Origin of the sequence: Streptomyces sp. NPDC001890 (assembly GCF_042891445.1) — a bacterium.
Classification (GTDB): Bacteria; Actinomycetota; Actinomycetes; order Streptomycetales; family Streptomycetaceae; genus Streptomyces.
This window is the reverse complement of record NZ_JBIATE010000014.1, coordinates 1-18,432: the sequence shown is the minus strand read 5'-3', so window position 1 is coordinate 18,432 and position 18,432 is coordinate 1. Positions and strand designations below refer to the sequence as shown.

Here is an 18,432-nt window from a genome sequence, read left to right as displayed (position 1 = left end):
CGCCCGAGGCCCTCGAAGGCGGGGCAGTGGCCGCAGGCCGTACGAGAGGCGGCGGACCCTCAGCTGTCGAAGCCGAGACCGAAACGGTCCAGCGACCTCAGCCAGAGGTTGCGGCGCCCTTCGTCGCGGTCCGCGCGGGCCAGCGACCACTTGGTGAGCCCGATGCCGATCGAGCGGACCGGCTCGGGCGGGAACGGAAGGGGTCTGCGGCGGACGAGGTCGAGCGCCGTGCGCTCGGTGCGCTCGCCGGCGAGCAGGTCGAGCATGACCTCCGCGCCGAATCGGGTCGCACCGACACCGAGGCCGGTGTAGCCGGCCGCGTACGCGACCTTTCCGTGGTGACTCGTGTCGAAGAAGACGCAGAAACGCGTGCTGGTGTCGATGGCCCCGCCCCAGGCGTGGGTGAAGCGCAATCCGGCCAGCTGCGGGAAGGTCGTGAAGAAGTGCCGCGCCAGGGTGGCGAAGGTCGCGTGCCGCTGGTCGTGTTCGGCGCGGACGCGGCCCCGGTAACGGTAGACGGCGTCGTAGCCGCCCCACAGGATGCGGTTGTCCGCGGAGAGCCGGACGTAGTGGAACTGGTTGGCGCTGTCCGCGAAGCCCTGACGGCCCCGCCAGCCGACGGAGGCGAGCTGCCGCTCGCTCAGCGGCTCGGTCATCAGCGCGTAGTCGTAGACGGGGACGGTGTACGGGCGGTGGCGGCGGAGCAGGGAGGGGTACGCGTTCGTGGCCAGGGCGACCCGTCGGGCCGTGATCCTGCCGTAGGGGGTACGCGTGGTCATCACGGCGCCCCGCTCGTCGAGCGAGAGCGCCGGTGTGTGTTCGAAGACGCGGACGCCGAGAGACAGGCAGGCGCGCTTGAGGCCCCAGGCGAGCCTGGCCGGGTTGACCATGGCGACGTCGTCCTTGTTCCACAGTCCACCGAGGAAGGTCGGGGAGTCGATCTCGGCCCGGACGGCGTCGGTGTCGAGCAGGACGGGCCTGCCGCCGTAGCGGGCGGCAGCCTCGGCCTCGTGCCGGAGGCCCTCGACCTGGTACGGCTCGGTGGCGACGGAGATGGAACCGGTGCGCTCCCAGGCGCAGTCGATGCCGTGTCGCTCGATGGTGTCCTCCATCGCCTGGAGGTTCTCCCGGCCGAGGCGTTCGAGGACACCGATCTCGTCGGGCCAGCGGTCGAGACCGTTGTGCAGGCCGTGGGTGAGGCTGGACTCGCAGAATCCGCCGTTGCGGCCGGAGGCCGCGCCGCCGGCCTCGTCGGCCTCGATGAGCACCACGTCGAGCGAGGGGTCGCGCTCCTTGGCGACAAGTGCGGTCCACAGGCCGGTGTACCCTCCGCCGACCACGAGAAGGTCGCAGGTGGTGCCCCCGGTCAGGGCGGAAGCGGCCTGCGGCCGGTCGGGGTCGTCCAGCCAGAACGGGGTCGGTTCGGCGTCCCGGAGCGAGGCGAGGTGGTCCATGGGGCGGGCTCCTTAGGATCGCGGAGGTACGTGCCTCCGGCTATGCCGTAATGAGATCCTTCCGGACCGGATAACGTCAATGGTGTTGACATAAGCCTCCCTCCGCGCACTCGTCTCGCAGGTCAGGAGGGTCGGACGGATCCGGCCGGGTCCCGGCGGTCCAGGACCTCGTGCGCGATCCGGCTCGCCCCGGGCTCGCTGAATCCGAGGCAGTTCTCCGCCGGCGAGGCCGACGCCGCCTCCGAGCCCGCGAGGCAGCGCAGGTGCGAGAGGCGCAGCCTGCGGTCGAACTCGGTCTCGTCCGGGTCGCGGTGCAGCAGGTTCGTCATGGTGTACGAGAAGTGCTCGGCCCGCCGGACGCGGCGCAGGGCGGTCTCCCGGTAGGCGGCCGGCAGCGATTCCTCCCGGTCGGCGTGGTAGCGGGCGAGCAGGGTGACGTCGGCGACGGCGAGGTGGAGGCCCTTCGCGCCGTCGCCCTCGCCGACCAGTCGGACGAATCCGTGTCCGTGGCCGTCCCGGACGGGGACGGGGTGCGCTTCGTCGCCCAGGCCACCCGGCGGCGGGCCATGGCGATCTCGTTCCGCACCGGTGACCTGCTGCCGGCCGAACGCTGCGCGCCCGGCGCACTGTTCGCCGCCGACCGGGACGAGACGGAGTGGGAGCGGTGGCGGTCCCGGCGCCGTACGGACCCGTTGGACCGCGGCTGCCGGTGCGCGACGCGGCGGGGGCCGTGGTCTGCGCGGTCAGCGTGGTCGGCCACACCAGCCGCCACGACACCGCTCCCCTCCTCGCCCCGGCCCTGCCGCCGCTGCGCACCGCCGTGCTGCACGACCGGGCGCAGGGCGGTGTCGACGATGCGGCTCGCTGGGGCGCCGGCGCCGTGGCCGGGCTTATGACAACACCATTGACGTGTGAAGGGCGTCCGGATTCCATGGCACTCGTCACCACGACCGACCGCCCACTCACGTACTGGAGCAGCGCATGACCGCAGCCGATCTGGTCTTCACCCGCGGCCCCGTCTTCACGGCCGATCCGGCCCGCACCCGGGCCACTTCGCTCGCCGTCGTCGGCGACCGGATCGCCGCCGTCGGCCACGACGAGGTGCTCGAACTCATCGGCCCCGGCACCGAAGTGGTCGATCTGCGCGGGAAGTTGCTGCTCCCCGGCTTCCAGGACGCCCACATCCACGCGGTGTACGGCGGTTCGGAGCTGGCCGAGTGCGATCTGAGCGGCACGGTCGGCGTGGCGGAGTACCTGGAGCTGATCCGCTCGTACGCGGACGCGCATCCCGACCGCGCCTGGATCACCGGCGGCGGCTGGTCGATGGAGAGCTTCGACGGCGGTCTGCCCACCCGGCAACTGCTCGACTCCGTCGTCCCGGACCGTCCGGTACTCCTCTCAAACCGCGACCACCACGGCGCCTGGGCCAACACCCTCGCCCTGGAGCTGGCCGGTGTGACCGCCGGGACCCCGGATCCGGCCGACGGCCGGATCGAGCGGGAGCCGGACGGCACCCCCAGCGGCATGCTCCAGGAGGGCGCCACCGCCCTGGTCTCCCGGCTGGCACCCGCGAGCACCCCGGCCGACCGCCTGGCCGGCCTGATGCGCGCCCAGGAGCTGCTGCACTCGCTCGGCATCACGGGGTGGCAGGACGCGCTGCTCGGGGTGTTCAACGGCAAGCCCGACCCGTCGGACGCCTACCTGACCGCCGCGCGGGACGGATCGCTCACGGCCCGGGTCACCGGTGCCCTGTGGTGGGACCGGGAGCGCGGGGCCGAGCAGATCGATGAACTGGTCGCGCTGCGCGAGAAGTTGAGCCACGGCCGGTTCCGCGCCGGTTCCGTCAAGATCATGCAGGACGGCATCGCCGAGAACTTCACCGCCGCGATGACCACCCCCTACCTGGACGGCTGCGGCTGCGCCACCGCCAACAGCGGGCTCAGCTTCGTCGACCCGGAAGCCCTGCGCGGGTACGTCACCCGGCTCGACGCCCTCGGCTTCCAGGTCCACTTCCACGCGCTCGGCGACCGAGCCGTCCGCGAGGCCCTGGACGCTGTCGAAGCCGCTGTCGAAGCCAACGGCCACCGCGGCAACCGCCACCACCTCGCCCACCTCCAGGTCGTCCACCCCGACGACCTCCCCCGCTTCGCCCGGCTCGGGGCCATCGCCAACATCCAGCCCCTCTGGGCCGCCCACGAGCCCCAGATGGACGAACTGACCATCCCCTTCCTGGGGACCGAACGGGCCGCCTGGCAGTACCCGTTCGGCGAACTGGTCCGCTCCGGCGCGACCCTCGCGGCGGGCAGCGACTGGCCCGTGAGCAGCCCCGACCCGATCGAAGGCATCCACGTCGCCGTCAACCGGGTCGCCCCCGAGTCCCCCGGCCACCGCGTCTTCTACCCGGAGCAGCGCATCGACCTGCCGACCGCCCTGGCCGCCTACACCGCGGGCACCGCGCACGTGAACGGCCACGACGACGCCGGGAGCCTGCGCGCCGGGAACCTCGCCGACCTCGTCGTGCTCGACCGCGACATCCTCACCGCACCGCCCGAGGAGATCGCCGGGGCGCGCGTGGAGCGGACCTACGTGGGCGGCACGCTCGTCCACGCGGTCTGAGCCGCCCGGGTGCGGCGCCCGGTCCGCTCCGGCTCAGCGCCCGCTCCCGCGGAGCGAGGACTCCCGTACGTCGAGCCGCGTCTGCACCAGCACGCCGTCGGGCTCGTCGCGGCCCAGTTCCAGGGCGGTCACGAGAAGTTCTATCCCGGCCTGAGCGACCTCCCCGGGCCGCAGGCTGAGCGTCGTCACCGGCGGCTCGGTGTGGGTGGCCGTGACGTCCTCGCTCACACAGACCACGAGCAGGTCGTCGGGCACCCGGTAGCCGTGTCGGCGCACCGCCTCCAGCACCAGGGGCGGGCTCGCCTCGGCGACGACGAGTAGTGCGTCGGGCCGGTCGGGCCCGCCGAGGACCTCCTCGACCGCCCGGACCGCCGCGCCGTTGCCCACCTCGGTGGCGAGGGCGACGCACTCCGGCCGGCCGAGCGCGGCGCACCGGTCGCGGTAGGCGGCGTACGTGCTCGTGTGGAAGCGGGTCGTGCTCTCGGGCAGGACGAGCGCGGGCCGTCGCGCCCCCTGCGCGGCCAGATGGTCGAGCGTCTTGCGTACGGCCTCCGCCGCGTCGACGTCCACCCATCGGGCACCCGGCCGTCCCTCCACGGAACGGTCACTGACCACGGGGATGCGAGCGGCAAGGAGGTCGGCCACGATCCGGTCGTCGGCGACCGGATCCGCGACGATCACCGCGTCGAGCGGGAGATCGGCCCACTCGTCCTGGAGGGAGCCCGAGGGAAGCAGCACCAGGGCGTAGCCATGGCTGAGCGCCGCCCGCGCGGTCGCGCTGGTCAGCTGCGCGAAGTACGGCGACTCCAGGAACGTCCACGGGGCGCCGGCGAACTCCCCGACCACGTATCCGATCAGCCTGGCCCGTCCCGCGCGCAGTTGGCGTGCGGTGGCGTTGGGCCGGTAGCCCATCCTGCGCGCGGTCTCCCTGGCTCGTTCCCGGACGGCCGGGGAGAGCCGTCCGGTGTCGTTGAGCGCCGCCGAGACGGTGGTCTTGGACAGGCCCGCCTCGCGGGCCACGTCGACGAGCCGGACGCGTGGCGGGGTGGGCGGCGAGGCGTGCCCGCGGTGTCGTGAAGCTTCGGTCATGGGCTCATGCTGCCACCGTCACGACCTCGGAAATATCGTTCCCGCAAAGTCTTGTGCGGGAACGTTCCCGCACCAATACTCGCTCCATCCCCAGCGCCCGTCACTACATCCGTAAAGGGCTGGTTCTCCTTGCGCATGCCCAGAGTCATCGCGTCGCTCGTCTGTACCGCCGCCCTCGCGGTCACCGCCACCGCCTGTTCCGGCGCCACGAACCCCGGTGCCGCCGGTAGGGGCACCGGTCCGGATTACCGGGTCACGCCGACCTCCGCACCGGCGAAGGGTCCCCTGTCCTCGGTCACCTGGTCGCTCTACGCCGAGCCGTACACGCTCGACTACGCCCTCGCGTACGACTACCCGCCGAACACCGTGCTCGCCAACGTCTGCGAGCAGCTCTTCCGGGTCACCCCGGACCTGAAGATCGAGCCGGGGCTCGCGACCGGGTACGACCAGCCCGATCCGCGCACCCTCGTCTACACCCTGCGCCCGGACGTGAAGTTCCACGACGGGACGGCCATGACCGCGGACGACGTGGTCGCTTCCCTCAAGCGCCACACGGACCCGGCCACCGGCTCCCCGTGGGGTTCCGCGTTCAAGAACGTCGGCTCCATCAAGAAGACCGGCCCGCTGGAGGTGACGGTCCGGCTGCGCAAGCCCGACGTCCTGTTCCACGAGCTCCTGGCCGCTTCCCCCGGCACCGTCGAGAGCGCCGCCACCCTGGCCGAGAACGGCAAGGACTACGGCACCCCGAAGGGCACCGTGAACTGCACCGGCCCCTTCGCCCTCGACAAGTGGGCCCAGGGCGACAGCATCACGCTCAAGAAGAACGCCGCCTACTGGGACCGGACGCTGATCCCCAGAACGGACAGCTTGACGTTCACCTTCGTCGAGGATCCCGCGGCCCGCACCAACGCCCTGCGCTCCGGCACCGCCGACGGCGGCTACATGGTGCCCTCCACCTCGCTCGCGCAGCTGCGCTCCAGCGGCAAGGGCCAGGTCCTGTTCGGCCCCAACACCGCCGCCGCGGACCTGGCCGTCCTCAACTACGACGGCCCGCTCGGCGATCTCAAGGTCCGTCAGGCGCTCTCCATGGCGCTCGATCGCAAGGGCATCATCAAGGCGGCGGCCGGCGGCGTCGGCGTCCCCGCCAAGGCGCCCGCGGCGCAGGGCGCCTGGGCCCTCGTGCCGGAGAGGACCGCCGGTTACTTCGACGCCCTGCCCGAACCGAAGTACGACGTCGAGGCCGCGAAGAAGCTCATCACCGAGGCCGGCGCCGCGGGCCGGAAGATCACCATGGTCACCAGCTCGCTCACGCCCGAGATCAGCGTCGTCGCCAATGCCGTGCAGGCGGCCGGCCGGCAGATCGGGCTCGACGTCGAGCTGAGGACGGTCGCCCCGGAGGCGTACAGCTCGATCTTCGTCGACCCCGACGCGCGCACCGGTCTCGACCTGGTGGTCACCAACGGGTACGACAACACGCCCGACCCGCTGGAGTTCTACCAGTACCTGCGCACGGGCGACTTCGGGAACTACGGCAAGTGGTCCGACGCCGAGTTCGACGCCGCCTTCGACCGTGCCAATGCCGAGCCCGATCCCGCCAGGCGCGCCGACCTGACCGCGAAGCTCCAGGAGATCGCGGTGCGCGAGCTGCCGCTGATCCCGCTCTACGAGGCGCCGTTCACCGTCTACCTCGGCAAGCGGATCACCGGCGCGCCCACCGGCATCGCCCAGCTGTACTACCCCTGGGCCGCGACGATCGGGGCGGCCCGGTAATGACCCGCTACGTCCTCGGCCGGCTGGCGGGCCTGGTGGCCGTGCTGTTCGTGACCTCGCTCGTGGTCTTCGGCACGGTCCACCTGGCCCCCGGCGACCCGGTGTCCTTCCTCCTGCACGGCCGCCCGGCGACCCCGGAGGCCGTGGCGTCGCTGCGCAGCGAGTACCACCTGGACGACCCGCTGCCGGCGCAGTACGCGAAGTGGCTCGGCGGCGTGCTGCACGGAGACTTCGGGCGCTCCGCCCAGTACCACCAGGACGTCGCGAGCCTGATCGGCTCGCGGCTCCCGGGCACGGCCCTGCTGGTCGGTTACGCGGCCCTGCTGGTCGCGGTCCTCGGGGTGAGTGCCGGTGTTCTCGCCGCGCTGCGCCCCGGGCTCGCGGACCGTGCGGTGCTCCTCGGCACCGGTATCGCCACGGCGACGCCCTCGTTCGTCACCGCCATCGCGCTCATCTCGCTGTTCTCCGTACAACTGGGCTGGTTCCCGGGGCCCGGTGGCACGCCGGAGGGCCTGGGCGAACGGCTGTACCACCTGACCCTGCCCTCCTTCGCGCTGGCGCTCACCTTCGCCGGACTGCTGGCCCGGGTCACCCGCTCGGCGATGCTGGACGAGTCGGCCCGGGACCATGTCGAGGTGGCGCACGCCCGCGGTGTGCGGGGGCGGACCGTGGTCCGCCGGCACATCCTGCGCAACGCGCTCGGCCCCGTCGTCACCGTCGGCGGCACCATGCTCGCCGGGCTGCTCATCAGTACCTCCATCGTCGAGACCGCCTTCGACGTCTCCGGCATCGGTTCGCTGCTCGTGCAGTCGGTGACGTCCAAGGACTTCGCGGTCGTGCAGGCGATCACGCTGCTCAGCGTGACGGCCTTCGTCCTCGTCAATCTCGTCGTGGACCTGCTGGTCCCGCTCATCGACCCCCGTCTGTCCCTCACCGGGGAAGGCACCTCATGACCCTCACCTCACCCTCCGCGGCGAACGCCCCCGAAGCCCCGGGCTCCTCGGACGCGTCAGGCGCCCTGCGCCGCCGCCCCGGCCTGCGCGGGCTCAAGGTCCTCGGCCAGGGACCGATGTTCACGGCGGCCGTGGCCGTCCTGGTACTGCTCGTCCTGGTCGCCGTCCTGGCGCCGCTCCTCGCTCCGTACGACCCCGAGGCCGTCGACCTGTCGGCGAGCCTGACGGGAACCTCGGCCGACCACCTCCTGGGCACCGACCAGTCCGGGCGGGACATCCTGTCCCGGCTGCTGCACGGCGCCCGCACCGGCCTGCTCGGTCCGCTGCTCGTCGTCGGCGTCTCCACCCTCCTCGGCACGTTCGTCGGGGTGGTCGCGGCCTGGGGCGGCGGCTGGGCGGACACGCTGCTGTCCCGGTCGATGGACCTGGTCTTCGCGATCCCCGGGCTGTTGCTCGCGATCCTGCTCGTGTCCGTGGCCGGCTCCGGGATGACCGCACCGGTCGTCGCGATGGCGGTGGCGTACACCCCGTACGTGGGACGCCTGGTGCGCGGGATCGCGCGGCAGGAGAAGGCCCGCCCCTACATCGAGTCGTACCGGGTGCAGGGCTGGTCGGGATGGTCGGTGTGCGTCCGGCACCTCCTGCCCAACATCGCCCCGACCGTCTTCGCCCAGTCCGCGATGAACTTCGGGTACGTGCTGATGGACCTGGCGGCGCTGTCCTTCCTCGGCTTCGGTGTGCAGCCGCCCACCGCCGACTGGGGAGCCATGATCAACGAAGGGCAGGCGGCGATCCAGCAGGGGGCGATGCTGCCCGCGCTGGCGCCGTCCGCGTGCATCGTCCTCGCGGTGGTGGCCTTCGGCATCGTCGGCGAGGGGCTCGCCGACCGCATCGCCCGTCGGGAGGAACGGTGAGCAGCGTGACCGAGAACGGTACTCCGGGCCCCGACCCGGTCCTGGAGATCGAAGGGCTCGGCATCCGGCTGCCGGGCGACAGGGCCGCCCGGCCGATCCTGGACGGGGTCGGTCTGCGGGTGCGCCCCGGGGAGACCGTCGGCCTGGTCGGCGAGTCCGGTTCGGGCAAGTCCGTGGCCTGCCGCAGCGTGCTGGGGCTGCTGCCGGCGGGCGCGCGGACCAGCGGTGAGGTGCGGGTCGCCGGGCGCGACGTCCTCACGATGAACCGCGCCGAACTGGCCGCGCTGCGCGCACGGCAGGTCGCGATGGTCTTCCAGGACCCGCGTGCCTCCGTCAACCCGCTGCGGAGGGTGGGCGACTTCCTCACCGAGGGGATGCGGGCGGCGGGCACGTCGGCCGGGGCCGCCACCGCGCGGGCCGAGGAACTTCTCGACGCCGTCGGCATCCGCGACCCGCGCGGCGCGCTGCGCCGCTACCCGCACCAGTTCTCCGGCGGCATGCTCCAGCGGGTGGTCATCGCCGCAGCCCTCGCGGGCGAGCCCGCGCTGCTCGTCGCCGACGAGCCCACCACCGCCCTCGATGTCACCACCCAGGCCGAGATCATCGCGATCCTCACCCGGCTGCGGGCGGAGCGCGGCACCGGGCTGCTCTTCGTCACCCACGACCTGGAGCTGGCCTCCGCCATCTGCGACCGGGTGTACGTGATGTACGCGGGCCGCATCGTCGAGACCCGGGGCACGGACGAGCTGTTCGACCGGCCGCGTCATCCGTACACGGCGGGGCTGCTCGCCTGCACCCCCCGCATCGAGGCGGACGCACCGGCCCCGCGGCCGATTCCGGGCCGTCCCGTCTCGCTCGCCGAGGCACCGCCCGGCTGCGCCTTCGCGGCGCGCTGTCCCCTGGCGCTGCCCCGCTGCTCCGAGGAAACCCCCGCGCTGGCGCGACACGGCGACGGTCTCGCCGCGTGTCACCGCGCCGACGAAGGGATCACACTGTGACCGGCACGGCTCAAGGGACGAAGGGCCTCGTCGTCGAGGGGCTGAGCAAGCGGTACGGGAACCACACGGCGGTCGACGACGTGTCGTTCACCCTGGCCCCCGGGTCCTGTCTGGCCCTGGTCGGCGAGTCCGGGAGCGGCAAGACCACCACGGTCCGGATGCTCGTCGGCCTGGAGCGCCCGGACGGCGGCACCGTCCGCCTGGACGGCCGGGACCGCTCGGCGCGGGCCCGCGGCCGGGCCGAACGGCTGGCGCGGGCCCGGGAGATCCAGATGGTCTTCCAGGATCCGTATCTCTCGCTCGACCCACGGGTGACCGTGGCCGACTGCGTCGAGGAGGTGCTGCGTCTGCACGGCTCGCTGGGCGCGGCGGACCGCCGGGCCCGGGTCGCCGAACTCCTGGACCAGGTCGGCCTCGGTGAACGGGAGGCGGCTGCGCTGCCCCGGCGCCTCTCGGGCGGCCAGCGCCAGCGCGTGGCCATCGCCCGCGCCCTGGCGGTCGAGCCCAGGGTCCTCGTGCTGGACGAGGCGGTCGCGGCGCTGGACGTGTCGATCCAGGCGCAGATACTCGACCTGCTGGCCACGATCCGGCGCGAGGCGGGGATCGGCTACCTGTTCGTCACCCACGACCTCGCCGTGGTTCGCCACATCGCCGATGAGGTGCTGGTCCTCAAGGCCGGACAGGTCGTGGAATCGGGCCCGGCGGGACAGGTCCTGGACTCCCCCGAGCATCCGTACACACGGCTGCTGCTCGGCTCCGTGCCCCGGCGCGGCTGGGACCCCGCTGCCGCGGCGCCGCTCCGCCGCGCTCTCGGCTGACGGACATCCGCCCGGACGCGTACGCCGTGCCGTCCACACGCGTCGCGTCGCGGCGCCTCGCACACACCTCGCCCTCGGCCCCGGGCTCGTCGCCGCCATCCGGGCATGGCAGGCTGAGCCGGCTGCACGCAGGTGCGGCAGGCGAGCGAGGGGGCGGGCAAGCGGTGCTGGTCGAGGAGGCCGTCTGGACGTGGGGGCGCGCGCTCCCGCTCAAGTACGTGCTGGTCAGCGAGGAATGGGACGGCGAGGTGATCGTGTGGGCGCGCTGCGCCGACGCGGACGGCCTGTTCGTCGAGCCGGCTCCGCGCCGGGAACGGCTGACCCTCGTGGAGTGCGCCCCGACCGGTCGGTTGCGCAAGGCGGTCGAGCGCTTCCGCCACCGGTCGCCCGCACCGGACGGATCCGTCGGGCCCGGTGGCCTCGGGCAGCTCGACCTCGTCGTGGACCGTCCCGGGCCCGGGACCGATCCCGAGGACGGCCCCTTCTGCTCCCCCGACGCACACCGCTGGGAGCTGCTCGATCCCGTCCTGCTCGACTGCCGGCCCTCGGCCCGCGACGTGTCGCTGGTCGATGTGACCGTCGAGGCCGAGGTCGACGGCCCGGTCCGGCACCACACCGAACCCGCGGACGCCCGCTGGCGGCTGTTCAACGGCACCGGCGGTGCCGGCCTGGGCAACTGCCTCCGGGCCGAGGGTCTTTACGCCCGTCGCCCGCTCCCCTGCGCACCGCCGCTCCGGCTGATCGGCTGCGAGCCCGGTGAACGGCTGCTGGACCGGCTGGTGCGCTCGCGCGCCGACGGCGACCGCGTCACGCTGCTCGCCCTGGACCGGTCGGGGCGGGTGATGCGCCACCAGGAACACATGCCGCTGGGGGTCGTCGCCTCCCGCCCGTCGGCGCTCGGCGGGGCCCTCGTGGACCTGTGGCTGGGCGAGGGCCCGGCCGTGCGGCCCGTGCCGGCGGTCCGTCCGGTGTGGGACGCCTGGTTCGAGGGGCCACCGGCCGAGCGCGGGACGTGGGCCGCGTTTGCGCCCGAGGGCCGGGCCGAGTGGGCCGCGTTCGCCGCCGCGCGGCAGGATACCGGCGGGCCGCTGCCCGGCCCCGTGCGGCACCTCGACGGCCGGCACATCACCGATGTGCCGGCGTTGGTGTGCGCGCTGGGCGAGGCGGTCGCCGGGCCCGGCGGCCACTACCAGCAGTGCTGGGGCGCGTTGCGGGGCTGCGTGTGCGGCGGGGAGCGGCCGCCCGCTCCGTTCACCCTGGTCTGGCACGACGCCGAGGTGGCCCGGCGCGCGCTCGCCCCGGTGAGTGTGGACACGGCGGGCGAGACTCCGTACGTCGACGACGTGCTCCGGCTGCTCCGTAAGGTCGGCATCACCGTGGAACTCCGCTGATCCTCCCCCGGGCTCCGGGCCCGGGTCGATGGGCCCCGCACCGCCCGCCCCTCATTTTCCTTTGGCCTCGGCTCCGCCCTGTGGCAGGGTGCTGCGTCGTGACAGAGAAAGACAGCATCCGGATCGTCCCGCTCTCCGAAGACCCTTCGCTGATCTCCCGCGTGTACGAGATCAACGACTCCTGGCCCGTCTTCACGCCCCATGACATGGTCGCGAGCGCCTTGTTGAGCCGGGTTCCCGAGGACTTCCCGCAGTACTGCGTGGCGGCGACGGACGGCGACCGGGTGGTCGCCCGCGGACTCGCCGTCCCGTTCAACTCCGTGCTCGACGGACGTGAGGAGATGCCCGACCAGGGCTGGGACCGGGTGCTGGCCTGGGCCTTCCGCGACCGGCAGCACGGGAACGCTCCGACGGCAGCCAGTGCGCTGGAGATATCGGTGGACGCCGGCCATCTCGGCCGCGGCCTGTCCTACCGCATGCTGTCCGCGCTGCGCCGGGCAGCGGGCCGGCAGGGGCACGACGCCCTGTTGGCACCGGTCCGCCCGACGGCCAAGCACCTGGATCCGCGCGTCCCCATGGCCGAGTACCTCCGCCGGTGCCGGGACGACGGGCTGCCGGCCGACCCATGGGTGCGGGTGCACGTCAGGGCCGGCGGCACCATCGAGAAGGTGGCCCCGGCCTCGATGACGGTGAGTGGTTCGCTGGCGCAGTGGCGGCAGTGGACCGGTCTGCCCTTCGACCGGGACGGTCATGTGGAGATACCCGGCGCCCTGGCGCCGGTGCACTGCGACACCGCCCACGATCGTGCCGTCTACGTCGAACCCAACGTGTGGATACGGCACGGCTTGGAGCCGCACGCCACCTGACGGCACACCGCCTGACGGCACACTGCCTGCTAGGCCAGCGCCCCGGCGACCGCGGAGGCCGCTTCCGCGATGAGCGCGTTGTCGTACTCGGCGTCCTCCTTCCACCGGTTGGACAGGATCGCCATGACGACGGGTTCGGCGTCGGGGCGCCACACCACGGCGATGTCGTTGCGCGTGCCGTAGGAGCCACCGGATCCGGTCTTGTCGCCGACCACCCAGCCCTTGGGCATCCCGGCCCTGATGAGCTCGGCTCCGGTCGTGTTGGTCCGCAGCCATTTCGTCAACTGCGCGCGTTCGCCCGTGCCGAGAACGTCTCCGAGGACGAACGCGCGCAGGTCCTCGGCGAGTGCCCGCGGTGTGCTCGTGTCCGAAGTGGCGCCCGGGGACCACCGGTTGAGTTCCGGTTCGCCGCGCTCCATCCGGGTGACGTCGTCGCCGAGCTCCGCGAGTACGGCGTCCAGGCCCCGGGGACCGCCCAGTCGGTCGAGGAGCAGGTTGGCGGCGGTGTTGTCGCTGAAGCGGACCGCCGCGTCGCACAGCGCGCTCAGGCTCATCCCGGTCGCGACGTGCTTCTCGCTCACCGGGGAATCGCTGACCAGGTCGTCCTTCGAGTACTTGATCACCTCGTCCATCCCGTCCAGGGAGTACTTGCGCAGCACGGCACCGGCGGCCAGCGCCTTGAACGTGGAGGCGTGGGCGAAGCGCTCACCGTCGTTGTGGGCGACTTCGCGGCCGGTGCCGGTGTCGATGGCGTAGACGCCCAGCCGGGCATCGTACTTCCGCTCCAGCGCCTTGAACTGCCGGGCTAGGCGCTGCCGGTCGATCGGCTTCGCGCCCGCGTCCGCGGTCGGTCCCGTCGCCCCGGCGTGCGGGGAGGACGCCACCGGGGATGCGGAGGACCGGGGACGGGCGTCCTCCGCGCTGCACGCCGTGAGCGGTACGAGAGCGAGAGCGGCCAGCACACCGAGCAGGGAGCGCCGGGCGCTGCTGTGCGTCTTCATGGGGTCCGAACCTCCAGGGCGCCCCGAGGGCAGGGCGCATAGGGGATGGAGCGGCAACTCCCCATCCCGGGGCGGTCTTGAGTGCCGGGTTCACCTTCGCCGTCCGGCGGTCATGCGGTCCAATACGCTCGGGCGCGCTTTCATGCCGATCCGGCATAGGGTGCGGACTGTGGATCTGGTCGGGGCGTGTCGGGCATTCGTCAGTGTGAGCGAGCACGGCAGTTTCACCGTGGGGGCAGCCGCGGCCCGGATGTCCCAGCCGGTGGCCAGCCGTCGCGTCGCCGCTCTGGAGGAACGCTTCGGTGAGCAGCTGTTCGAGCGGATGTCGCGGCGGGCCGTCCTCACCCCCTTCGGCCGCGAGATGCTTCCGGCGGCCAGACAGCTCGTCCAGGCGGCCGATGTGCTGCTGCACGAGGCCGAAGCCGCCAGGTCCAGGCCCTGGCGGCTCGCGGTGCCCGCTCTCTGCTCGACGGCCGGTCTCGCCCGGTTGATCGCACAGGCACGGGAGCACGGCATCACCCTCGATCTCCGGATCGCCGCGCCCGCGCAGCGCACCGAGCTCATCCACGCGCAACTGGTGCGTGCCGCTCTGCTCGCGGTACCCGCGGACGAGGCGACGTGGTCCGTTCCGCTGGGTCTCGCCGGTGTCCGGGATCCCGGCGTGCGGCGCGTCTACATCGAGACGTTACGGATGGGGCGGGCTTCGCCGGGACCGGCCCGCCGTATCTGGATCCAGCCGGAGGACGACGTGCCGCACATCCGTGATCCGCTGACCCGGCTGCGGGACGCGGTGGGCCTGCGGCCCGCCCAGGTCGTTGCCGCGACCGACCTGGCGACTGCCGCGGCGGAGGTGCTCTGCACCAGCGACCTGCTGCTGTGCTCCCCCGACCAGGCCGAGGAACTCGCCCTGAGCTGGCGGCCGATCGGTGAGGTCGAGCTCGTCCGGGGGTTCGCCCTCGTCGCCGCGGCGGGCGGCAATCCACAACACGTCGAGGCGCGGCTGGGCGAGGCCATCGGCCGCTGCCTCGGCGCGAAAAGCGGTTCGGGCGGAACGGGAGGGGCCGCGGCGTGAGCACCGAGACGCTGCTGGGCGAGATGCGCCGGCAACTGCAGGACGGCGGACTGTACGGCTCTGTGCTGGTGCGGGATCTCCACACGGGCGAGGAGGTGGGGATCGCCCCGGACACCCAGTTGCCCGCCGCGTCCCTGGTCAAGGTTCCGCTCGCGCTGGCGACGGCGGAGCGCATCCGGCGGGGCGAGCTCGACGGGGCGACGATGATCGATGTGCGGCCCGGACGTACGACCACGCCGGGCCCCACCGGACTGAGCCGGTTCCAGCACCCCGTCCGGATCGCCGTCGACGACCTGCTCTACATGAGCACCTGCGTGAGTGACGGCGTGGCGGCCGACGTGCTGTTCGGCCTCACCCCGCCCGCCCGGGTCACCGATATGCTCCGCGAGTTCGGACTGCGCGGCATCACCGTCCGGCACGGTCTCGACGAGCTCACCGACACCCCGCTGGAACGCTTCGACGCCTCGCAGGCCCATCTCGCCCTCTCCCTCGCCATCGACGCGGGCACCAGCGGTCGTGGGCACCGGGTGCCCCAGCTCGACACCACGCGCGCCAGCGCGGGCAGCGCACGCGCCTACGTCGAACTGTTGCAGGCCCTGTGGACACCGTCGGCGATCCCTCCCGAAACGGCCGAGCGCGTACGTGGCCTGATGGCCCACAACCTCATCCGGCACCGGCTCGCCCCCGACTTCAGCTCCGACGCCTCCACCTGGTCCTCCAAGACCGGCACCCTGCTCAATCTCCGGCACGAGATCGGTGTCGTCGAGCATTCCGACGGCCAGGCCTTCGCCATCGCCGCGCTGACCGAGTCACTCGTCCCGGCCAGTGCGCAGCCCGGTGCCGACGCCCTGATGGCCCAGGTGGCCCGCGCTCTGCGTGACCACCTCCGTCAACGCTGAGGACCGGTCGCCGGATCACCACGGCTCCGCGCCGTGCGTCCGTGTCTCAGGCGTGGAAGCCGTTGCACACGACGGATGTGTACTTCGTCGGCCCGCCCTCGACGTGGTACAGCACCACGGTCCAGTCGCCCCTGTCGTCCCCGACCGGGATCGCGTCGACGGTGCGATTGCCGAAGTGGGCACGGAAGTCGTCCGGGTACTTGAACTTGACGGTTCCGCCGGAGGACCAGCGGGAGTAGATGTCGACGGGCTTGCTGGTGAAACCGATGCCCTTGCTCATGGATCGCAGGGGCCGTCCGGTGGCGCGGTCCGTCTCGTGCGGGGGCCGTACCCCCACGGCTATGTAGTACGGCGCGGGCCGCTTCCCCACTCCCGCGTCCTTGGGGCGCAACTGCAGCGAGGCGGTGTCCGAACCGGTGGTGTGGGAGACGGAGGACTGCAGGCCCGTCGGTGGCGGGGAGTCGACAATGCTGGACAGATCGCAGGAGCCCATGCCCTGGGCCGCCTGCTCCGGGTCCTCGGACAGGGCCCAGCGGTCCTGCGAGACACGATCGTTCACGATGTGGTCCGGCGGCCGGCCGTCCGATTCCCTGGTGGCCGGCGGTGACGTGGCCGGCCGCCCGGACGTGGTGCCCTCCGCCGTGGGACCGGCTCCGGTCTTCTGCCCGTTCGATTCCGGGAGCAGCCAGACCGTCAACGGCACCGCGAGCGCCACCGCGCAGACGGCGAGCCAGGCCCGGCCCCGCGCCCCCTGGCCGGTGCGACCGTCCGGTCCCCGCCGCTCGTCCTGCGCGGTGATCGGCGGCCCGGCGGGTGCGTCGGTCCCGGCCCGCTCCGCCACCTGGGCGTCGGGCTCCCGGTTCACGGGCCGGGTCCGCTCCTGCGTCCCCGGCACCTTCGTCGTCTCCGCCGTCGTCTCCCCCTCCGTCCCCGTCCCGGTCTCCGGCAGGGGTACGGGGACGGGTTCGGCGGTGCGCGCCAGCATCCGGTAGTGGGCGTCGGACGCCAACGGCGAGTCCACGCCGCACCGGTCGATCACGGCGGCCGGGCCCGGCCGGTCCGCCGGATCCTTGGCGACGCACCACCGCACGAGTTCGGCCAGTGCGGGCCGGACCCCCTCCAGATCGATGTCCTCGTGCACGGTCCGATAGCTCACCGCCGCCGGTTCGCCCGTGCCGTACGGAGGACGGCCCGTCGCCGCGTAGGCGAGGGTCGCGCCGAGAGCGAAGACATCGGCCGCCGGGCCCACCTCGTTGCGCAGGAGAACCTCGGGGGCCGTGTAGCCGGGTGTTCCCGACACCATCCCGTCCCGGGTGAGGATCGTCTGCTCAAGTCCGCGCGCGATGCCGAAGTCGATCAGTTGTGGACCCTGCGGCGAGAGGATGACGTTGTGCGGCTTCACGTCCCGGTGCGTGACTCCATGTGCGTGGACGGCGGCCAGGCCCTCGGCGAGCGCGGCGAGCAGTCTCAGCGCGCTGTCCGGCGGGAAGGGACCGCTCGCGCCGACGGCGCCGCGCAGCGTGGGTCCGGCCACGTACTCGGTGGCCAGCCAGTAGGGGGGTGCGTCGAGCGAGGCCTCGATCAACTGCGCGGTGTAGGCGCTGCGGACGGCCTCGACGGTCGCGGTCTCCCGCCGGAACCGGGCCAGCGCTTCTGGGTGGTCGCTGATCTCGTCGCGGATCACTTTCACGGCCACCAACCGCCCGCCGGGCGACCTGCCGAGATACACCTGTCCCATGCCGCCTGCACCGAGACGGGCGAGCAGGTGGTAGGCGCCCATGCGCGAGGGGTCCTGGGGTCGCAGTGCATCCACGGCACGACTGTGCCACATGCGCGCGCCCGCCGGAGCGGTGGACGACAACTCGTGATCGGATCGATCGGCGCCAACGCGCGGGAGGAGTGCCCCGGTTGGGAGGTGTGCGGGTTCTCGGGGAGGGAACGGGCCGGTACCGCCTGCTCGCGGGCAGGGTCAGGCGAGCTCGGGAGCGGTGAGGTCGAGCGTCAGCCGGTTGTTCCAGTCGTTGGTGAAGACCGCGGTCGCTGCCTCGTGGTGAACGCCGACGAACGGGTTGGAGCAGAACATCACGGCGAGCCATCGCAGGGAACGGTCGGGGCCGATGCGGGCGAGGTAGCCGATGTTGCCCATCCCGCTGCCACCGCCGGACATCCAGCCCGATCCGTCCGGCAGTGCGGACTCGAAGCAGGTGTTCACCTCGGTGATGCCCTCTTCCCCGATGGCACGGGCCACGTCGAGCGGGCCTCCGAGGCGGAAGGGGATCGGCTGTCCGGCGTCCGGGTGGTAGGCCCCGGGGCCGTCCACGTACAGCTCCCGGCCGGTGTCGTCCGGCCGGTACAGCCCGTCATGGAACGGCATCTCCTCGGCCGCCCACAACTGCTCGATCATTCCCACGATCCCGTCCTGCCCGCCGAAAGGCCCTCAGGGTATCGGTTCCGGCCGTCGACGAGGAGCTCGTCATCGTGCTCCATGCCCGAACTCCGCGGCTCAGTAGGCGGAGTTGACGTTGTCGATGGATCCGTAGCGGTCGGCGGCGTAGTTGGCGGCCGCGGTGATGTTGGCGACGGGGTCGGTG

17 protein-coding genes and 1 pseudogene are annotated in these 18,432 nt (G+C 72.6%); 11 read left to right on the top strand and 7 right to left on the bottom strand.

The annotated features are described in order from the left end of the window. Positions 1 to 59 precede the first annotated feature (59 nt). Both ACFYY1_RS27825 and ACFYY1_RS27820 read right to left on the bottom strand, forming a co-directional pair. Positions 60 to 1,454, bottom strand: coding sequence for an NAD(P)/FAD-dependent oxidoreductase (locus ACFYY1_RS27825; protein WP_388590486.1), 1,395 nt, complete (start codon positions 1,452 to 1,454; stop codon positions 60 to 62). 122 nt (positions 1,455 to 1,576) lie between these two features. After that, positions 1,577 to 1,783, bottom strand: coding sequence for a hypothetical protein (locus ACFYY1_RS27820; protein ID WP_388590484.1), 207 nt, complete (start codon positions 1,781 to 1,783; stop codon positions 1,577 to 1,579). Between the two features lie 12 nt (positions 1,784 to 1,795). Here ACFYY1_RS27820 and ACFYY1_RS27815 point away from each other — a divergent pair, with 12 nt between their 5' ends. Continuing rightward, positions 1,796 to 2,350: a hypothetical protein gene (locus ACFYY1_RS27815; protein ID WP_388590482.1), complete on the top strand. Its 555-nt coding sequence runs from the start codon at positions 1,796 to 1,798 to the stop codon at positions 2,348 to 2,350. Between the two features lie 85 nt (positions 2,351 to 2,435). Then, positions 2,436 to 4,070: an amidohydrolase gene (locus ACFYY1_RS27810; protein ID WP_388590480.1), complete on the top strand. Its 1,635-nt coding sequence runs from the start codon at positions 2,436 to 2,438 to the stop codon at positions 4,068 to 4,070. A gap of 33 nt (positions 4,071 to 4,103) precedes the next feature. Here ACFYY1_RS27810 and ACFYY1_RS27805 read toward each other — a convergent pair whose 3' ends face one another. After that, a complete protein-coding gene (locus ACFYY1_RS27805; RefSeq protein ID WP_388590478.1) occupies positions 4,104 to 5,159 on the bottom strand; it encodes a LacI family DNA-binding transcriptional regulator in 1,056 nt (351 codons plus the stop codon). 135 nt (positions 5,160 to 5,294) lie between these two features. On the opposite strand from ACFYY1_RS27805, the gene ACFYY1_RS27800 reads away from it, so the two are divergent. The 7 genes from ACFYY1_RS27800 to ACFYY1_RS27770 all read left to right on the top strand — a co-directional run bounded on the left by ACFYY1_RS27800 (position 5,295) and on the right by ACFYY1_RS27770 (position 12,869). After that, the gene (locus tag ACFYY1_RS27800; RefSeq protein WP_388590476.1) at positions 5,295 to 6,929 is read left to right on the top strand and encodes an ABC transporter substrate-binding protein; all 1,635 of its coding nucleotides are present in this window, start codon (positions 5,295 to 5,297) and stop codon (positions 6,927 to 6,929) included. Continuing rightward, complete coding sequence (locus ACFYY1_RS27795; protein ID WP_388590474.1) at positions 6,929 to 7,882, top strand: ABC transporter permease; 954 nt, start codon at positions 6,929 to 6,931, stop codon at positions 7,880 to 7,882. The genes ACFYY1_RS27800 and ACFYY1_RS27795 overlap by 1 nt, the downstream gene beginning before the upstream one ends. Beyond that, positions 7,879 to 8,796 (top strand): ABC transporter permease, encoded by a 918-nt coding sequence (locus tag ACFYY1_RS27790; protein WP_388590472.1) that lies wholly within the window; start codon positions 7,879 to 7,881, stop codon positions 8,794 to 8,796. The genes ACFYY1_RS27795 and ACFYY1_RS27790 overlap by 4 nt, the downstream gene beginning before the upstream one ends. A gap of 5 nt (positions 8,797 to 8,801) precedes the next feature. Continuing rightward, positions 8,802 to 9,794, top strand: a complete 993-nt coding sequence (locus ACFYY1_RS27785; RefSeq protein ID WP_388590471.1) for an ABC transporter ATP-binding protein — start codon at positions 8,802 to 8,804, stop codon at positions 9,792 to 9,794. Next, a complete protein-coding gene (locus ACFYY1_RS27780) occupies positions 9,791 to 10,612 on the top strand; it encodes an ABC transporter ATP-binding protein (protein WP_388590469.1) in 822 nt (273 codons plus the stop codon). The genes ACFYY1_RS27785 and ACFYY1_RS27780 overlap by 4 nt, the downstream gene beginning before the upstream one ends. Positions 10,613 to 10,776: 164 nt before the next feature. Further along, positions 10,777 to 12,003, top strand: coding sequence for a hypothetical protein (locus tag ACFYY1_RS27775; RefSeq protein ID WP_388590467.1), 1,227 nt, complete (start codon positions 10,777 to 10,779; stop codon positions 12,001 to 12,003). A gap of 98 nt (positions 12,004 to 12,101) precedes the next feature. Next, positions 12,102 to 12,869, top strand: a complete 768-nt coding sequence (locus ACFYY1_RS27770) for an N-acetyltransferase (RefSeq protein WP_388590465.1) — start codon at positions 12,102 to 12,104, stop codon at positions 12,867 to 12,869. Between the two features lie 29 nt (positions 12,870 to 12,898). On the opposite strand, the gene bla is transcribed toward ACFYY1_RS27770, so the two are convergent. Next, positions 12,899 to 13,870 (bottom strand): class A beta-lactamase, encoded by a 972-nt coding sequence (bla, locus tag ACFYY1_RS27765; protein ID WP_388590464.1) that lies wholly within the window; start codon positions 13,868 to 13,870, stop codon positions 12,899 to 12,901. 142 nt (positions 13,871 to 14,012) lie between these two features. On the opposite strand from bla, the gene ACFYY1_RS27760 reads away from it, so the two are divergent. Together ACFYY1_RS27760 and ACFYY1_RS27755 are read left to right on the top strand one after the other, a co-directional pair. Further along, complete coding sequence (locus ACFYY1_RS27760) at positions 14,013 to 14,942, top strand: LysR family transcriptional regulator (RefSeq protein ID WP_388590463.1); 930 nt, start codon at positions 14,013 to 14,015, stop codon at positions 14,940 to 14,942. A gap of 23 nt (positions 14,943 to 14,965) precedes the next feature. Beyond that, the gene (locus ACFYY1_RS27755) at positions 14,966 to 15,841 is read left to right on the top strand and encodes a serine hydrolase (protein WP_388590743.1); all 876 of its coding nucleotides are present in this window, start codon (positions 14,966 to 14,968) and stop codon (positions 15,839 to 15,841) included. 46 nt (positions 15,842 to 15,887) lie between these two features. Here ACFYY1_RS27755 and ACFYY1_RS27750 read toward each other — a convergent pair whose 3' ends face one another. From ACFYY1_RS27750 to ACFYY1_RS27740, 3 genes and pseudogenes are all read right to left on the bottom strand, one after another. Beyond that, complete coding sequence (locus ACFYY1_RS27750) at positions 15,888 to 17,654, bottom strand: serine/threonine-protein kinase (RefSeq protein ID WP_388590462.1); 1,767 nt, start codon at positions 17,652 to 17,654, stop codon at positions 15,888 to 15,890. A 156-nt stretch (positions 17,655 to 17,810) separates the two neighbouring features. Next, positions 17,811 to 18,245 (bottom strand): hypothetical protein, encoded by a 435-nt coding sequence (locus tag ACFYY1_RS27745; protein WP_388590741.1) that lies wholly within the window; start codon positions 18,243 to 18,245, stop codon positions 17,811 to 17,813. Between the two features lie 99 nt (positions 18,246 to 18,344). Next, positions 18,345 to 18,432, bottom strand: a pseudogene (locus ACFYY1_RS27740) (lytic transglycosylase); the annotation flags it as partial.

Excerpts from the sequence above, each read along its gene's own strand:
- ACFYY1_RS27795 (WP_388590474.1), top strand. The coding sequence starts at position 6,929 with ATGACCCGCTACGTCCTCGGCCGGCTGGCGGGCCTGGTGGCCGTGCTG.
- ACFYY1_RS27760 (WP_388590463.1), top strand. The coding sequence starts at position 14,013 with ATGCCGATCCGGCATAGGGTGCGGACTGTGGATCTGGTCGGGGCGTGT.
- ACFYY1_RS27820 (WP_388590484.1), bottom strand. The coding sequence starts at position 1,783 with ATGACGAACCTGCTGCACCGCGACCCGGACGAGACCGAGTTCGACCGC.
- ACFYY1_RS27790 (WP_388590472.1), top strand. The coding sequence starts at position 7,879 with ATGACCCTCACCTCACCCTCCGCGGCGAACGCCCCCGAAGCCCCGGGC.
- ACFYY1_RS27755 (WP_388590743.1), top strand. The coding sequence starts at position 14,966 with ATGCGCCGGCAACTGCAGGACGGCGGACTGTACGGCTCTGTGCTGGTG.
- bla (WP_388590464.1), bottom strand. The coding sequence starts at position 13,870 with ATGAAGACGCACAGCAGCGCCCGGCGCTCCCTGCTCGGTGTGCTGGCC.
- ACFYY1_RS27745 (WP_388590741.1), bottom strand. The coding sequence starts at position 18,245 with ATGATCGAGCAGTTGTGGGCGGCCGAGGAGATGCCGTTCCATGACGGG.
- ACFYY1_RS27800 (WP_388590476.1), top strand. The coding sequence starts at position 5,295 with ATGCCCAGAGTCATCGCGTCGCTCGTCTGTACCGCCGCCCTCGCGGTC.
- ACFYY1_RS27810 (WP_388590480.1), top strand. The coding sequence starts at position 2,436 with ATGACCGCAGCCGATCTGGTCTTCACCCGCGGCCCCGTCTTCACGGCC.
- ACFYY1_RS27825 (WP_388590486.1), bottom strand. The coding sequence starts at position 1,454 with ATGGACCACCTCGCCTCGCTCCGGGACGCCGAACCGACCCCGTTCTGG.
- ACFYY1_RS27805 (WP_388590478.1), bottom strand. The coding sequence starts at position 5,159 with ATGACCGAAGCTTCACGACACCGCGGGCACGCCTCGCCGCCCACCCCG.